The organism is Pseudomonas sp. S2_F07, assembly GCF_054668325.1.
In genome coordinates, this window is the sequence record NZ_CP162758.1 from 4,742,886 (window position 1) to 4,758,782 (window position 15,897).

Consider the following 15,897-nt stretch of genomic DNA (forward strand, 5'->3'; position numbering starts at 1 on the left):
TCGCGGCATACTGTGCCAATACTGTCGACATTGAAGGAATCGGTATGCAGTTGGACCCCGCGAGCGGTTGGATTCAGGGTGCGCATGTCTGCCCCTCACCCAACTTCAATGCGCGCCCCACAGGCGAAATTTCCCTGCTGGTGATCCATAACATCAGCCTGCCGCCGGCGCAGTTCGCCACCGGCAAGGTGCAGGAGTTTTTCCAGAATCGTCTGGATGTCACCGAACACCCCTATTTTGAAGGGATCGCGGATTTGCGGGTGTCGGCGCACTTTCTGATCGAGCGAGACGGTACTGTCACCCAGTTTGTTTCGTGCCTTGAGCGTGCGTGGCATGCGGGTGTCTCGTGCTTCGAGGGGCGGGAAACCTGTAACGATTTTTCCGTGGGCATCGAGCTCGAAGGCACGGATGATCTGCCGTTCACCGACGCGCAATACAGCGCGTTGACAGCCCTGACCCGCCAGTTGCAACAGGCGTTCACGGCAATCACCACAGAGCGCATCTGCGGGCACAGTGACATTGCACCGGGGCGCAAAACCGATCCAGGGCCGGCGTTCGACTGGGCACGCTATCGTGCCGCCCTGGCACAAGAGGAAGGACGATGAGTTTTCTGGTGTTGCTGTTGGCGGTGTGGATCGAGAAGTTCTCGGCCCTGCGCCATCGGGTTCAGCGTGATAATGGCTGGACACACGAGCTGAACAAGCTTGAAGCCAGCCCGCGACTTTCGAACCGACCATGGCTGGTGCTGGCGGCACTGGTCTTGTTGCCGGTGGCGTTGCTGGCTTTGCTGCTGGTTGTCATCGAGCCGGTGGCCTATGGGTTGTTGGCGTTGCCAATTCATTTGCTGGTGGTGATCTACAGCCTGGGGCGCGGTGATCTGCTGGGCGATCTCGGGCCGTTCCGCGATGCCTGGCGTCGGGAGGACCTGCAAGCGGCGGCCCATGTCGCCAAGCGCGACCTGGATATCTGCGCAGACAATGGTGAACAGCTACTGGAACAGGTCGAAGGGCATTTGCTGTGGGAGGCCTACCAGAGCTTTTTCGCGGTGATTTTCTGGTACTTCCTGTTGGGTCCGGTCGCGGCGCTGAGTTATCGCCTGCTGGCGCTGGCCGAAGAGCACGGGAAAAACCCGGCGGTGGTCGAGCGCGCCGGGCAACTGCGTCACGCCTTCGACTGGTTGCCGGTGCGCCTTCTGGCGGCGAGCCTGGCGTTGGTCGGCAATTTTGTCGCGGTCAGTCGGGTCATGCTGCATGAGCTGCTGAACTGGAATATCAGCGCCGCGCAATTGATCGTGAAAGTCGGGCTGGTGGCCGGTGAAATTCCGGCGCCGGTGGCTGGCGTGGAAGGTATCAACAATCTGGACCGTATCTGGGCGCTGCTGCTACGTGCGGCGGTGCTCTGGTATGCCGGGTTTGCGTTGTGGACGGTCCTGCATTAGTCCAGCAGTCAGAGCCATTGTGGCGAGGGAGCTTGCTCCCGCTGGGCGACGCAGTCGCCCCCCATTCAATTCAACAACGACTGCTGCGCAGCCGGACGGGAGCAAGCTCCCTCGCCACAGGGGCGATTACTTGGTCGTAGGGCTTCGCGCTGTCGTTAACCTTAAGTTACAAAACCTCCTGCCGATTTAAGTTATACAGAGATAGCGTCGAATAGTGGCTATCTGCCGTCTGTCTGCGCCTGCCAATAAAAAAAATAAGAAACTGAAGGGAGACATCCAGTGAAGAGCTTGCTCTATCCCGCTGTCGCACTGATGAACCGCCTGAGCTTCGGCATGAAGTTCAGCCTGATCAGCGTACTGTTCCTGGTGCCGATGCTGGTGACCAACTTCTATCTGGTGCGTGACTCCTACCGCGAATTCCAGGGCACGCGCATCGAACTGCAAAGTCTCGACCTGTTGGGCAGCAGCCTGGCGTTGCGGCGTGATCTGGAAACCCTGAACAACCTGGTGCAGATCAATGTCAGCCTCGGCCAATCCGGCAAGGCCGGCAATGTCGAATCGAAGATCAGCGCCCTTGAGCAGAGTATTCTGACTCGCCTGCAAGGGCTGGCGGCGATGACCAGCGACCCGGAGCAGGTCGCGGTGTTTGATGGCAAACGCGATGAAATGATCGCCGCGTTCAAGGCCCAGCAAACGGAAAACTCCCTGCAAAGCAAAAGTGCCCTGATCGGCAAGCTGGTGGGCAGCGCGCAGATTTTCAGCCAGCTCATCACCAGTCAGTCCGGCCTCAGTCGCGACAACCAGAGCGACATGCGCCAGTTGAGTGAGCTCGTCACCCTCGTCACGCCACGAGTCACCCAGCTCCTGGGCGAAGGTCGGGCAATGGGGTCTTACTCGTTGGGGCAGGGGTTCATCAACTCGGCTTCGAGTACCCGTTTCGATGAGTTGCTGGCGCAGATTGAAAAGCTCCAGGCCGAGTATGGCCTGAAGTTGCAGGATGCCCTGGGTTCCAGCAAAGCCGCACGCGATAACCTGGCCGCTCAGGCCGATAGCAGCCGGGCATCCTTGAAGAAAGCCAGCGAGCTGTTCGAAGAACAAGTGGTCATGGCCGATACCCTCGACGCGCCGTGGCAGGGTTTTTACGATCAGGTCAGCGCCCTGATGGACCAGACCTACCAACTCAACGAAGCCACCCTGAAGTATCTGGGCCCGCAGTTGCAGCAACGCCTGGAGCAGAACCGCACGCACATGGTCTTGCAGGCCGTGGCGCTGTCAGTCGTGTTTGTGTTGATCTTTTATCTCTACGGCGCGTTCTACGTCTCGACCCGCACCACGCTCAAGCGCCTGGGCGCGGTGATGGACAAGGTGGCGGCCGGCGATATGACCGTGACCTTCAGCGCCCATAGCCGTGATGAGCTGGGGGAGTTGGGCGAGGTGTTCAACGGCACCGTGAAAAAAATCCATGACCTGATCGAGCGGGTGGGGCAGACCGTCAGTGAAGTCGAGCGTCAGGCCGGGCAAGTGGAAAGCGTTTCCGCGCAAAGCAACCAGGCCGTCGCCGGGCAGCGCACGCAGATCGAACAAGTGGCCACGGCCATGAACCAGATGTCGGCCACATCCCAGGAGGTCGCGCGCAGTGCCGCCGCGGCGGTGAGCAGTGCCCACAGTGTCAACGATGAAACCATCAGTGGCCGCGGCCTGGTGGAGTCGCAACAAGGCAGCATTGCCGCGCTGGCCAACGAGATCGATCAATCGGTACTGGTGATCAACCAACTGGCCAGCGACAGCCAGTCCATCAGCCGCGTGCTCGAAGTGATCAAGAGTATCGCCGAGCAGACCAACCTGCTGGCGCTCAATGCCGCCATCGAGGCGGCACGGGCCGGCGAGCAGGGGCGTGGTTTCGCAGTGGTAGCCGATGAAGTCCGGACCCTGGCCAAACGAACCCAGCAATCGACCGAAGAAATCGAGCAGATGATCGCCAGGCTCCATGGCGGTGTCGGCGCGGCGGTCAAGGCCATGGGCACCAGCCATGAAATGGCCAGCGGCACGGTCGGGCAGTCGGAGAAGGTCCAGCGGGCGCTGGAAAACATCCTGGGCGCGGTCGGCATGATCGTCGACCAGAACCAGCAGATTGCCGCGGCCGTGGAGCAGCAAACCGCCGTGGCCCACGACATCGACCAGAACATCGTCGAGATCAATCGCGCCGGCGAGCGTACCGCTGAAGGCGCACATCAGACCGAAGATGCCAGCCGGGCGTTGTCGGCCCAGGTCGTGGAGTTGAAGCAGTTGATCAGCGCATTCCGGGTCTGAAATTCTCCTCGGTACCCTGTGGGAGCGGGCTTGCTCCGGGCGGCGATCCAATGAAAGCGATCTTTCAGTCACATTGATGTTGAATGTGCCGCCGTCTTCGCGGGCAAGCCCGCTCCCACAGTTGGCGGGTGCTGGCAGTCATGACCAGTTAAACAACTCGCAGGCATTGGCCGTACTGGCCGCGGCCAATTGCTCGGGGCTGATTGCCATGATGTCGGCCAGTGCCGCGCAGATCGCTGGCAGGTGTGCGGGGCTGTTGCGCTGGCCGGGGAACATGGCAGGGGCCATGTCCGGCGAGTCGGTTTCCAGCACCACAGAATCCAGTGGCAGCTCGGCGAGCACGCGGTGCATGCGCAGCGCCTGCGGCCAGGTCGCGGCACCGCCGAGGCCCAGTTTGAAGCCAAGCTTGATGTATTCCCGGGCTTCTTCCTTGCTGCCGGCAAAGGCGTGGATGATGCCGGCCCGTTTCAGGCGAAACCGTTTGAGCGTGGCAATCACCGCCGCATGGCTACGCCGCACATGGATCAAGGCCGGAAGGTCGAAATCCGCCGCCAATTGCAATTGCGCCTCGAACAACGCCTGCTGGCCGTCGCGGTCCAGGGTTTCGATGAAGTAGTCCAGGCCGATCTCGCCGACCGCACACAGTTGCCGATGGCCGGCCAGGCGAGTCAGCCAGTCGCCGAGTTCGCTCAGGTGTTCCGGTTGATGATCGTCCAGGTACACCGGGTGCAATCCGAACGCGGCGTGCAGGTCGGGGTCACTCTGCACCAACTCCCAGACCCGCTGCCAATTGGCCTGATAAACCCCCAGCACCACCATCCGCCGCACTCCGAGGGCGCGGCTTTCGGCCAGCAGGGCCTGACGGTCGGCGTCGAAGTCTGGAAAGTCCAGATGGGTGTGGGTGTCGATCAGCTCCACGGTTCAGTCCTGGCGAATACGCTGCTTGAACGTGCGCGCGATGGCTTGCACGCCGGGCCGGTAATCCGACTGCTCGATGGCTGCCAGGGCCAGCGCGAGGGCCTTGTCGGCGATCAGCTGGTGTTGCTGGGCCATGGCGTTGACCGGCAGCGGCAGGAAGTCCAGCAACTGGGTGTCGCCGAACGTGCCGAGGCGCAGCGGGCGGTTTTTCAGCGGGAAGTCGTGCAGCGCATCGAACACGCCCTGAAGCAGCACGTAGGATGTGGTCACCAGGGCATCGGGCAAATGGCCCAGGCGCTGCAGCAACTCTTCCATCAATTGTTTACCGCACTCGCGGCTGAAGGACTCACCTTCTTCGATCAGCACCTCACCGTTGAACCCGGCGAGCGCCTCTTTGAAGCCGGCGGAGCGTTCCTGACTGATGCTGAGCTCCGGGCGGGCGCCGATCAGCGCGATCTGTTTGGGCAAGGGATCGAGCAGGCTGCGGGTCAGTTGCAGGCTGGCCTCGCGGTCGTCACTGATCACCGAGCAGAAATGCTCGGGTTCCATGACCCGGTCGATGGCGATGATCGGAATGCCCTTGGCCTGCAATTGGCGATAACTGTCGTCGCCGGCCGGCAGGCAGCTGGCAACGATCAGTGCGTCGCAGCGCCGGGCGCGGAACAGTTGCAGCAGTTGCCGTTCGCTGTCCGGTGCATCGTCGGAACTGGCGATCAGCAACTGATAACCCCGGGCCCGCGCACCTTGCTCCAGCAATTTGGCGATTCGCGCGTAACTGGGGTTTTCCAGATCCGGCAGAATGAACCCCAATGTGCGGGTGTGCCGGCTGCGCAAACCGGCAGCCTGTGGGTTAGGCGTGAAGCCATGTTGTTCGACGACCGCGCGCACGCGTTCGACGGTAGCGCTGCTGATGCGCTGTTGTTCGGCCTTGCCATTGATGACATAGCTGGCGGTGGTGACGGACACACCGGCCAACTGGGCGATATCACTGAGTTTCAACCCGCTGTTTCCTTGTTTTTTCGAGATTGCCTCGACATTTTCGTCAATCCTAACCGATTAAGGCAGGCGACCATTGTCGCAACGCATCCGACAAGTTGGACTTCAAGGATGGGCCAATATCGAGTAACGTGCCAATCGATCTAGATTAAACGTTTCAGCAGGCGTATTTTCTACGTTTTAGGCGCCTTTGGCCGGTTCTGCCGTGAAACCGCCAAAAGCGATGACCAAGCGCCTAAGCTGACTCATTCAAAACAATACCTGGTGCCCCAAGGCGCCAAAAAGGAGAAAGCATGCTCGAGCTCACTGTAGAGCAGATTTCCATAGGCCAATCGGCTGTGGATAAGTCCGCAGCGCTGCAATTGCTGGCCCGGCATCTGGTCGCCGACGGCCTGGTTGCCGAGGGGTATCTCGCCGGTTTGCAGGCACGGGAAGCCCAGGGCTCGACCTTTCTCGGTCAAGGTATTGCCATCCCCCACGGTACGCCCGAAACCCGCGACCTGGTGTTCACCACCGGTGTGCGCCTGATGCAGTTTCCCGATGGCGTGGACTGGGGCGACGGTCATATCGTTTACCTGGCGATCGGTATCGCCGCCAAATCCGATGAGCATCTGCATCTTTTGCAATTGCTCACCCGCGCCCTCGGCGAGACTGATCTGGGCCAGGCCCTGCGTCGCGCCGGTTCCGCCGAAGCCTTGCTGAAGTTGCTCCAAGGCGCGCCGCAGGAGTTGGCGCTGGATGCGCAGATGATCGGCCTCGGTGTGGCGGCTGAAGATTTCGAAGAGCTGGTCTGGCGCGGCGCACGCTTGTTGCGGCAGGCCGACTGCGTGAGCAACGGTTTCTCCGCCGTGTTGCAACAGGTCGAAGCGCTGCCCCTGGGCGATGGCCTGTGGTGGCTGCACAGCGAGCAGACGGTGAAGCGTCCGGGCCTGGCCTTCGTCACCCCGGACAGACCGCTGCGCTATCTCGGCCAGCCACTCAATGGACTGTTCTGCCTGGCCAGTCTCGGTGAGGCCCATCAAGCCCTGCTCGAACGCCTGTGCGCGTTGTTGATCGAAGGACGTGGCCATGAGTTGGGCCGCGCCACCAGCAGTCGCAAAGTCCTCGAAGTGCTCGGTGGTGAAGTGCCCGCCGACTGGCCCAGCGCACGAATTGCATTGGCCAACGCCCACGGTCTGCATGCGCGGCCGGCGAAAATCCTCGCGCAACTGGCAAAGAGTTTTGAAGGTGACATCCGCGTGCGCATCGTCGATGGCCACGACAGCGCGGTATCGGTAAAGAGCTTGAGCAAGTTGCTCAGCCTCGGCGCCCGTCGGGGGCAGGTCCTGGAAATCATCGCCGAACCGGGCATCGCGGCGGATGCGTTGCCGGCCTTGTTGGCCGCCATCGAAGAAGGCCTCGGTGAGGAAATCGAACCGCTGCCGCCGGTAAGCCAGGTGCACGAAGTGGTTGCCGATATGGCTGAAGTGGTCCTCGCCCCGATATCCGGCAGCGTGGTTCAGGCGATTGCCGCCGCTCCAGGGATCGCTATCGGCCCGGCGCATATTCAAGTGCTGCAAACCATCGATTACCCGTTGCGTGGCGAATCCGCCGGCATCGAGCGTGAGCGTCTCCAGCAAGCTCTGGCACAGGTACGCCGTGACATCCAGGGCCTGATCGAGCGCAGCAAGAGCAAAGCCATCCGCGAAATCTTCATCACCCACCAGGAGATGCTCGACGACCCGGAACTGACTGATGAGGTCGATACGCGCCTCAAGCAGGGCGAAAGCGCCGAGGCGGCGTGGATGGCCGTGATTGAAGCGGCGGCCCGGCAGCAGGAAGCATTGCAGGATGCCTTGCTCGCCGAGCGAGCGGCCGACTTGCGCGATATCGGGCGTCGGGTGTTGATGCAACTCAGTGGCATCGAAACCCCGAGTGAACCGGACCAACCGTACATTCTGGTGATGGACGAGGTCGGCCCGTCCGACGTCGCGCGTCTGGACCCCGCTCGCGTGGCGGGGATTCTCACCGCCCGGGGTGGCGCAACTGCGCACAGTGCGATTGTCGCCCGGGCGCTGGGCATTCCGGCACTGGTCGGCGCCGGCCCCGGCGTGTTGCTGCTGGCGCCGGGCACGCCGTTGCTGCTCGATGGCCAGCGTGGTCGCCTGCATGTGGACGCTGACCCGGCGACCTTGCAGCGCGCCACGGTCGAACGCGATACCCGCGAGCAGCGCTTGAAGGCGGCTGCGGAACGGCGTCATCAACCGGCGCTGACCACCGATGGCCACGCCGTCGAAGTGTTCGCCAACATTGGTGAAAGCGCTGGCGTGACCGGCGCGGTGGAGCAGGGCGCCGAAGGCATCGGCCTGTTGCGCACCGAACTGATTTTCATGGCCCACCCGCAAGCGCCCGACGAGGCGACCCAGGAAATCGAGTACCGCCGCGTCCTCGACGGTCTGGCCGGGCGACCGCTGGTGGTGCGCACCCTCGATGTCGGTGGCGACAAACCGCTGCCGTACTGGCCGATTGCGAAGGAAGAGAACCCCTTCCTCGGCGTGCGCGGCATTCGCCTGACCCTGCAGCGCCCGCAGATCATGGAAGCGCAACTGCGCGCCTTGCTGCGGGCTGCCGATAACCGTGCGCTGCGGATCATGTTCCCGATGGTGGGCAGCGTCGACGAGTGGCGCCAGGCCCGTGACATGACCGAACGCCTGCGCCGGGAAATCCCGGTCGCCGACTTGCAATTGGGGATCATGATCGAAGTGCCGTCGGCGGCATTGCTGGCGCCGGTGCTGGCCCGGGAGGTCGACTTTTTCAGCGTCGGTACCAACGACCTGACCCAATACACCCTGGCCATCGACCGTGGCCATCCGACGCTGTCGGCCCAGGCCGATGGCTTGCATCCGGCGGTGCTGCAACTGATCGACATCACCGTGCGCGCGGCCCATGCCCACGGCAAATGGGTCGGTGTATGCGGTGAGCTGGCGGCCGACCCGCTGGCAGTGCCGGTGCTGGTCGGCCTCGGGGTGGATGAACTCAGCGTCGGGGCGCGCAGCATTGCCGAAGTCAAGGCGCGGATTCGCGAACTGGACTTCACTCAGACTCAAACCCTTGCCCGACAGGCCCTGGCCGTGGGCAGCGCCAATGAAGTGCGCGCATTAGTGGAGGCCCTGTAATGGCCCGGATTATTACCCTGACCCTCAACCCGGCGCTGGACCTGACCGTCCAGTTGCCGCGCCTTGAAGCCGGCCAGGTCAACCGCAGCGATGTGATGCACACCCACGCCGCCGGCAAAGGCGTGAACGTGGCGCAAGTGCTGGCGGACCTCGGGCATCAGCTGACCGTCAGTGGCTTTCTTGGCGAAGACAACCTGCAAGCGTTCGAAACATTGTTCGCCAAACGCGGTTTTGTCGATGCCTTTATCCGTGTTCCGGGCGAGACCCGCAGCAATATCAAACTGGCGGAAAGCGAAGGGCGCATCACCGACATCAACGGGCCGGGGCCGCAGGTCAGCGAAGCGGCGCAGCAGGCCTTGATCGATCGACTGGAGCAGATTGCCCCGGGCCACGATGCGGTGGTTGTCGCCGGAAGCTTGCCATTGGGCGTCAGTGCTCAATGGTTGCAGGCGTTGATCTTGCGCTTGAAAAACCTGGGGCTGAACGTCGCCCTCGACACCAGCGGCGAGGCGCTGCGTGCAGCGCTGAAAGCGGGGCCGTGGCTGATCAAACCCAACACCGAAGAGCTGGCCGAGGTGCTGGACTGCGAGGTTGTGTCGGTCAGTGCCCAGGCCTTGGCGGCGGAGCGCTTGCACGCTCAGGGCATCGAGCATGTGGTGATTTCCCATGGTGCCGAGGGTGTGAACTGGTTCAGCGTCGGTTCGGCACTGCATGCCACGCCACCCAAGGTCAGCGTCGCCAGCACGGTGGGCGCGGGTGATTCGTTGCTGGCTGGGATGCTCCACGGTTTGCTCAGTGCCGATACGCCTGAGCAGACCTTACGCACCGCCACGGCGATTGCCGCGATGGCAGTGACCCAGATCGGATTCGGCATTGGCGACGCAGCGCAACTGGCGCAGCTCGAACAGGGTGTGCGCGTGCGTCCCCTGACAGAACAATAAGAGGGTTTGTCATGAAGTTAGCCATCGTTACGGCCTGCCCGAACGGCATGGTCACCAGTGTGCTGTGTGCCCGGCTGCTCGATGCCGCGGCCCAGCGCCAGGGCTGGAGCACCAGCGTCGAAGTCACAGATGCCGCGCATCCCGAAAAACAACTGTCGGCGGCCACCCTCGATGCGGCCGAGTGGGTACTGCTGGTGACCAGCGCGCCCGTGGACATGTCGCGGTTTGTCGGTAAGCGGCTGTTCCAGAGCACTCCGGCCCAGGCCCTGCAGGATGTGGAAGCCGTGCTGCAGCGAGGAGCGCAGGAGGCTCAGGTTTACGCCGCTGAAGTGTCCGTCGTCGAACCGGTGGCGGTCGTCGAGAACGCGCCGCGACTGGTGGCCGTCACCGCGTGCCCGACGGGTGTCGCTCACACGTTCATGGCCGCCGAGGCCTTGCAGCAAGCGGCCAAGCGCCTGGGCTATGACCTGCAGGTGGAAACCCAGGGGTCGGTCGGTGCGCGCAATCCGTTGAGCGCGCAAGCCATTGCCGAAGCCGATGTGGTGCTGCTGGCGGCCGATATCGAAGTCGCCACCGAGCGTTTCGCCGGTAAGAAAATCTATCGCTGCGGCACCGGCATTGCTCTCAAACAAGCTGAAGCGACCTTGAAAAAAGCCCTGGCCGAAGGCCAGCAGGAAAGCGCTTCGAGCACCGCCAAGACAACGGCCAAACAAGAGAAGACGGGCGTCTATAAACACCTGCTGACCGGCGTGTCGTTCATGTTGCCGATGGTGGTGGCCGGCGGCTTGATGATCGCCTTGTCGTTCGTGTTCGGCATCACCGCATTCAAGGAAGAGGGCACGCTGGCGGCGGCGTTGATGCAGATCGGCGGCGACACTGCGTTCAAGCTGATGGTGCCTCTGTTGGCGGGTTATATCGCCTATTCCATTGCCGACCGTCCTGGCCTCGCGCCGGGGATGATCGGCGGTATGCTGGCGAGCACCCTGGGCGCCGGTTTCATCGGCGGGATCATCGCCGGTTTTCTGGCTGGTTATGCGGCCAAGGCGATCAACCGATATGCGCGGTTACCGCAAAGTCTCGAGGCGCTCAAGCCGATCCTGATCATTCCGCTGCTGGCGAGTCTGTTCACCGGGCTGGTGATGATCTACGTGGTCGGCAAGCCGGTCGCCGGGATGCTTGCCGGGCTTACGCATTTCCTCGACAGCATGGGCACCACCAATGCGATTCTGCTCGGTGTGCTGCTGGGCGGCATGATGTGCGTCGACCTCGGCGGGCCGATCAACAAGGCAGCCTATGCGTTCTCGGTGGGCTTGCTGGCGTCGCAGAGCTACGCGCCGATGGCGGCGACCATGGCGGCCGGCATGGTGCCGCCGATCGGTCTGGGCATCGCCACGTTCATTGCCCGGCGCAAGTTCGCCCAGACCGAGCGCGAAGCCGGTAAAGCGGCGCTGGTGCTGGGGCTGTGCTTCATCTCCGAAGGGGCGATTCCGTTTGCGGCCAAAGACCCGCTGCGGGTGATTCCGGCGAGCATCGCCGGCGGTGCGCTGACCGGTGCGTTGTCGATGTACTTCGGCTGTAAACTGATGGCGCCCCACGGTGGGTTGTTCGTGTTGGCGATCCCGAATGCGATCAACCATGCGCTGCTTTATTTGTTGGCGATTGTGGCGGGGAGCCTGTTGACGGCGGTGGTGTATGCGCTGGTGAAACGGCCGGAGACGGTGGAGTTGGCACTGGAGCCAGCCAGGGCCTGACACCATTAACTGTGGGAGCGGGCTTGCTCGCGAAAGCGGAGTGTCAGCAAAGAATACTTCGGCTGACACGACCCCTTCGCGAGCAAGCCCGCTCCCACAAGGGATCTGTGGTGTTGGCGGGATCTGTGTCATGCCAGGGTCATAGGGCCATGCTTTAGTTTTTCCTTTTTCAGGGAGAACACCATGAGCGATTTCAACCTCGGGCGCCGTCGTGTCATGCAAGCGGTCGGCGCCGGGCTGTTGTTGCCGGGGCTGGCGCCGGCGGTGATCGCTTCGGTCAAGGATCGGCCGCAACTCACCGACGGCGTGCAGTCCGGCGACCTGCTGGGCGACCGGGCGATCATCTGGAGCCGCTGCGACCGCCCTGCGCGGATGGTGGTGGAGTGGGACACCCGCAGCCTGTTTCCCAACCCTCGGCGATTCGTCTCGCCCCTGGCCGATGCACGCACCGATTTCACAGCCCGGGTCGAACTCACCGGGCTGCCCGCCGATCAGGCGATTTTCTATCGCGTGCAGTTCGAGGACGCCCAGAACGGCGTTGCCAGCGAACCCTGGTTCGGTCACTTGCGCAGCGTGCCGCAAACCCGCCGTGACATCCGTTTCGTCTGGAGCGGCGACACCGTCGGCCAGGGCTTCGGCATCAATCCGGACATTGGCGGCATGCGCATCTACGAAGCAATGCGCCTGCGCCTGCCGGACTTTTTTATCCACAGCGGCGACACCATTTACGCCGACGGCCCGATCCCGGCGCAGCTCACCACGGAAGACGGCCGGGTATGGCGCAACATCACCACCGAAGCCAAGAGCAAAGTCGCCGAGACCCTCGATGAGTATCGCGGCAATTATCGCTACAACCTGATGGACGAAAACATCCGTCGCTTCAACGCCGAGGTCCCGCAGATCTGGCAGTGGGACGACCACGAAGTGGTGAACAACTGGTCGCCGGGCAAGCAGCTGGATGCGCGTTACCAGGACAAGGATATCCACAGCCTGGTGGGCCGCGCACGCCAGGCCTGGCTCGAATACGCGCCAATGCGCTTGCAGAGCGGCGATGGTGGCGGGCGGATCTATCGCAAGCTCGGTTACGGCCCGCTGCTCGATGTATTTGTACTCGACATGCGCAGTTATCGCGGTGCCAACGATGACAACCTGGGCGCTGAAAAACCCTTCCTCGGGCGTGAACAACTGGACTGGCTCCAGCGCGAAATGCAGGCGTCGAATGCGCAATGGAAAGTCATCGCCGCCGACATGCCTATTGGCCTGGGTGTACCCGACGGCGAAGTCAGCCCCGGTGTCGCGCGCTGGGAAGCGGTGGCCAACGGTGACCCAGGCCCGGCCCAGGGGCGTGAATTGGAAATCGCTGAATTGCTCGGTTTCCTGCGGGCGCAGCAGGTGCGCAATTTCCTGTTTCTGACTGCGGATGTGCATTACTGCGCGGCCCATCATTACCACCCGGATCGGGCGGAGTTCCAGGATTTCGAACCGTTCTGGGAGTTCGTCGCCGGACCGTTGAATGCCGGTAGCTTCGGGCCTAATCCGCTGGATAAGACCTTCGGCCCCGAAGTGGTGTTCGAAAAGGCGCCGCCCGCGCAGAACGTCTCGCCGTTTGCCGGCTTTCAGTTTTTTGGCGAGGTGAATATCGATGGGCAAACGGGGGAGTTGAGCGTGGTGTTGCGGGATCTGGACGGGGTGTCCGTATTCGAGCGCAAGTTGCAGCTGGTTTGACCAACATTCAAGCCACTGTGGGAGCGAGCTTGCTCGCGATTGCGGTCTGACAGCCAACAGATTTGTTGAATGTAAAACAGTCATCGTCGGAACGCCGCCCGGAGCAAGCTCGCTCCCACAGGGAACTCAGTGAATCAGTACACGTCGCGGCGGTAGCGGCCCTGTTCGATCAGGCGCTCCACTTCGTCGGCGCCCAGCACTTCGTTGAGTACCTGGTCCACGCCCGAAGCCATGCCTTGAAGGCTGCCGCAGATGTAGATCACCGCACCATCCTCCAGCCACGTCTTGAGCTCGGCCGCGGATTCACGCAGACGGTCCTGTACGTAAATCTTTTCGGCCTGGTCGCGGGAAAACGCCAGGTCGAGGCGCGCCAGATCACCGTTGATCAGCCACTCCTCCAGCTCCTTTCGACACAGGTAGTCGTGCTCGCGATGGCGCTCGCCAAACAGCAGCCACTGACGTTGCTGACCATCGGCAATCCGGGCCTTGAGCAGGCTGCGCAACCCGGCCAGCCCCGTGCCATTGCCCAGCAGGATCATCGGCACCGGTTGGGCCGGCAGATGGAAACCACTGTTGCGCCGTACGCGCAGGCTGATGGCGCTGCCCACCGGCGCGTGTTCGGTCAGCCAGCCGGAACCGACACCGAGGTTGCCGTCGGCATGCACTTCCTGACGCACGATCAACTCCAGCACGCCATCGGCCGGGATCGACGCAATGGAGTACTCGCGCATGGCCAGCGGCACGAGGGCCTCTGCCAACGCTTGGGCGTGCAGGCCGACCAGGTGGGCGCGGTTCTCCGGCAACTGGCGGCTGGCCAGGGCCTGTTCGAGGGCTTCTTCCAGGCCGTTGAGTCGCACCTTGGTTTCACCGTGGATCCCCATGCCGTCGAGGAAGTGCTCGATGGCCCACGGGCAATTGCGCGGCATCACTTCCACCAGGTCGCCCGCCAGCCAGCTGCTGGTGGAAGGCGGCTTGAGGCCCAACAAGTACACCGGCGAACCGCTGCTGTCCGGGTTGAGCAGTTCACGATGCAGCAGGGTCCAGTTGTCGTAGCTGGGCGCTTGCCAGGTATCAACGGGGGCCTGGCCGGTCAACAGGCCCAGTTGCTGTTGCCAGTGGCGCAAGGCGTAAGGGTCACCGCTATCGACCTCCACCGGGGCGAACAGGGTCTTTGCACCCTGTTCGCCCAACCAGGCATGCAGGCGTTTGGCGAAACCGCAGAAGTGTTGATACTGCCGGTCGCCCAACCCAAGGACGGCATAATTCAGGCGTCCCAGGCTCGGTGCCCGGCCCAGTACCTTGCGCTCGAAACCGCGGGCGCTGTCCGGTGCTTCGCCGTCGCCGAAGGTGCTGACCACGAACAAGGCATTGTTCGATTCATGCAAGTCCTGCTCGCTGACGTCCGCCAACGGCTGCACTTTGACCGGCAAGCCTGCAGCCTGCAATTGCCCGGCGGTCTGCCACGCAAGTTGCTCGGCAAAACCACTTTGGCTGGCGAAGCCGATCAGCCACGCCGGCGCGTCGCTGGCGGTTTGCACCAGGTCTTTGCGCGCATCCTTGATCTGGCGTTTTTTGCGCCGACGATCCAGGTACAGCATCCAGCCGGTGATGAAGAACAGTGGCATGGTCAGTGAGGTGATGGTCAGGAGGATGCGCCCGACGATGCCGAAGTAACTGCCAACGTGCAGCGCATAGATGCTGGTCAGCAACTGCGCCTTGAGGCTCTTGTCGCTGTAGCGATCCACCCGTTTGACCACACCGGTGGCCGGGTCGAGGGTGATCTGGTTCAGGGCGCGGTCGTGAGGTGAAGTTTTCAGCAGGAAGAACACGGTCGCCGGTTGACCGGCCACGGGCGGCATGCGCACGTTATAGGAACTGAGTTGCGGGCCGGCCGCGCTGTAGATGCTGCTCCACATCGCCGCGTAATCGGCTGTCGGTGCCGGACCGCTTGGCGCAGGCCCGCGTCCGCCGCGAACGCGTTCGCTCTGCGGTGAGTCGGAGAGCAAGCGGGTCAGTCCCTTGTTGTACCACTCGTAGGACCAGGACAACCCGGTCAGCGCCGCCAGGAGGTAAAACACCAGGCACCAGGTACCGGCCACCGAGTGCAGGTCCCAGTTGAAACTGCGGCCCTTTTTCTTCCAGTCCAGGGTCAGCCAGGCACGCCAGCTTTTCCACTGGCGAGGCCAGCGCAGGTACAGGCCGGACAGGCAGAAGAACACCAGGATCAGCGTGCACGCGCCGGTGATCTGCCGACCCGTGTCGCCCATGGCGAGGAAGCGGTGCAGTTGCAGCATCAGGCCGAAGAAGCCCTGGCCGGAGGCATCGCCAAGGAACTCGGCGGTGTACGGGTCGAAGTAGCGCATCTCGCCACGGCGCTCACCCGGCGGCGGGGTGAACCACACTTTGGCGGCGTTGCCGCTGTCGGTTTCCACCGTGAGCATCGAGACTTTTTTGCCCGACACGGCTTCGATGTGCTCCACCAGCTCGACAGGCGGCAGCACACCGGCGACCTGTTTTTCGACCTGCAATACAGACGGGTTGAGTGTGCTCAGGATTTCATCCTGAAACGACACCGCCGCCCCGGTGATGCCCATAAGGGCCAGGACCAGCCCGGCGCTGATGCCGTAAAACCAGTGCAACTGGAACAGGGTTTTCTTCAACAC

10 protein-coding genes are annotated in these 15,897 nt (G+C 62.7%); 7 read left to right on the plus strand and 3 right to left on the minus strand.

Going from position 1 to position 15,897, the window contains the following annotated elements; all coding sequences use genetic code 11:
• Positions 1 to 44: 44 nt before the first annotated feature.
• From ampD to AB4O40_RS21480, 3 genes are all read left to right on the plus strand, one after another.
• Positions 45 to 605, plus strand: coding sequence for a 1,6-anhydro-N-acetylmuramyl-L-alanine amidase AmpD (ampD, locus tag AB4O40_RS21470; protein ID WP_056728251.1), 561 nt, complete (start codon positions 45 to 47; stop codon positions 603 to 605).
• Entirely contained in the window at positions 602 to 1,438 is an 837-nt protein-coding gene (gene ampE / locus AB4O40_RS21475; RefSeq protein WP_056728252.1) for a regulatory signaling modulator protein AmpE, read from the plus strand. Before ampD ends, ampE begins: the two co-directional genes overlap by 4 nt.
• A 279-nt stretch (positions 1,439 to 1,717) precedes the next feature.
• A complete protein-coding gene (locus AB4O40_RS21480; protein WP_056728254.1) occupies positions 1,718 to 3,748 on the plus strand; it encodes a methyl-accepting chemotaxis protein in 2,031 nt (676 codons plus the stop codon).
• Positions 3,749 to 3,886: 138 nt separating this feature from the next.
• On the opposite strand, the gene AB4O40_RS21485 is transcribed toward AB4O40_RS21480, so the two are convergent.
• Positions 3,887 to 4,666: a TatD family hydrolase gene (locus tag AB4O40_RS21485; RefSeq protein WP_056728257.1), complete on the minus strand. Its 780-nt coding sequence runs from the start codon at positions 4,664 to 4,666 to the stop codon at positions 3,887 to 3,889.
• Between the two features lie 3 nt (positions 4,667 to 4,669).
• Positions 4,670 to 5,665 (minus strand): catabolite repressor/activator, encoded by a 996-nt coding sequence (gene cra / locus AB4O40_RS21490; RefSeq protein WP_223542504.1) that lies wholly within the window; start codon positions 5,663 to 5,665, stop codon positions 4,670 to 4,672.
• A 290-nt stretch (positions 5,666 to 5,955) separates the two neighbouring features.
• On the opposite strand from cra, the gene ptsP reads away from it, so the two are divergent.
• From ptsP to AB4O40_RS21510, 4 genes are all read left to right on the plus strand, one after another.
• Positions 5,956 to 8,817: a phosphoenolpyruvate--protein phosphotransferase gene (ptsP, locus tag AB4O40_RS21495; protein ID WP_056728260.1), complete on the plus strand. Its 2,862-nt coding sequence runs from the start codon at positions 5,956 to 5,958 to the stop codon at positions 8,815 to 8,817.
• Positions 8,817 to 9,758 (plus strand): 1-phosphofructokinase, encoded by a 942-nt coding sequence (gene pfkB / locus AB4O40_RS21500; protein ID WP_460154596.1) that lies wholly within the window; start codon positions 8,817 to 8,819, stop codon positions 9,756 to 9,758. The genes ptsP and pfkB overlap by 1 nt, the downstream gene beginning before the upstream one ends.
• Positions 9,759 to 9,769: 11 nt before the next feature.
• Positions 9,770 to 11,509, plus strand: coding sequence for a PTS fructose-like transporter subunit IIB (locus AB4O40_RS21505; protein ID WP_056728262.1), 1,740 nt, complete (start codon positions 9,770 to 9,772; stop codon positions 11,507 to 11,509).
• A gap of 183 nt (positions 11,510 to 11,692) precedes the next feature.
• On the plus strand, positions 11,693 to 13,234 hold the full coding sequence (locus AB4O40_RS21510; protein ID WP_460053451.1) for an alkaline phosphatase D family protein: 1,542 nt from the start codon (positions 11,693 to 11,695) through the stop codon (positions 13,232 to 13,234).
• 134 nt (positions 13,235 to 13,368) lie between these two features.
• Here AB4O40_RS21510 and AB4O40_RS21515 read toward each other — a convergent pair whose 3' ends face one another.
• Complete coding sequence (locus tag AB4O40_RS21515) at positions 13,369 to 15,897, minus strand: PepSY domain-containing protein (protein ID WP_460053450.1); 2,529 nt, start codon at positions 15,895 to 15,897, stop codon at positions 13,369 to 13,371.

Bases quoted from the DNA above. Each gene is read 5' to 3' on its own strand.
- ampD (WP_056728251.1), top strand. From the start codon at position 45: ATGCAGTTGGACCCCGCGAGCGGTTGGATTCAGGGTGCGCATGTCTGC.
- ampE (WP_056728252.1), top strand. From the start codon at position 602: ATGAGTTTTCTGGTGTTGCTGTTGGCGGTGTGGATCGAGAAGTTCTCG.
- ptsP (WP_056728260.1), top strand. From the start codon at position 5,956: ATGCTCGAGCTCACTGTAGAGCAGATTTCCATAGGCCAATCGGCTGTG.
- pfkB (WP_460154596.1), top strand. From the start codon at position 8,817: ATGGCCCGGATTATTACCCTGACCCTCAACCCGGCGCTGGACCTGACC.
- AB4O40_RS21505 (WP_056728262.1), top strand. From the start codon at position 9,770: ATGAAGTTAGCCATCGTTACGGCCTGCCCGAACGGCATGGTCACCAGT.
- AB4O40_RS21510 (WP_460053451.1), top strand. From the start codon at position 11,693: ATGAGCGATTTCAACCTCGGGCGCCGTCGTGTCATGCAAGCGGTCGGC.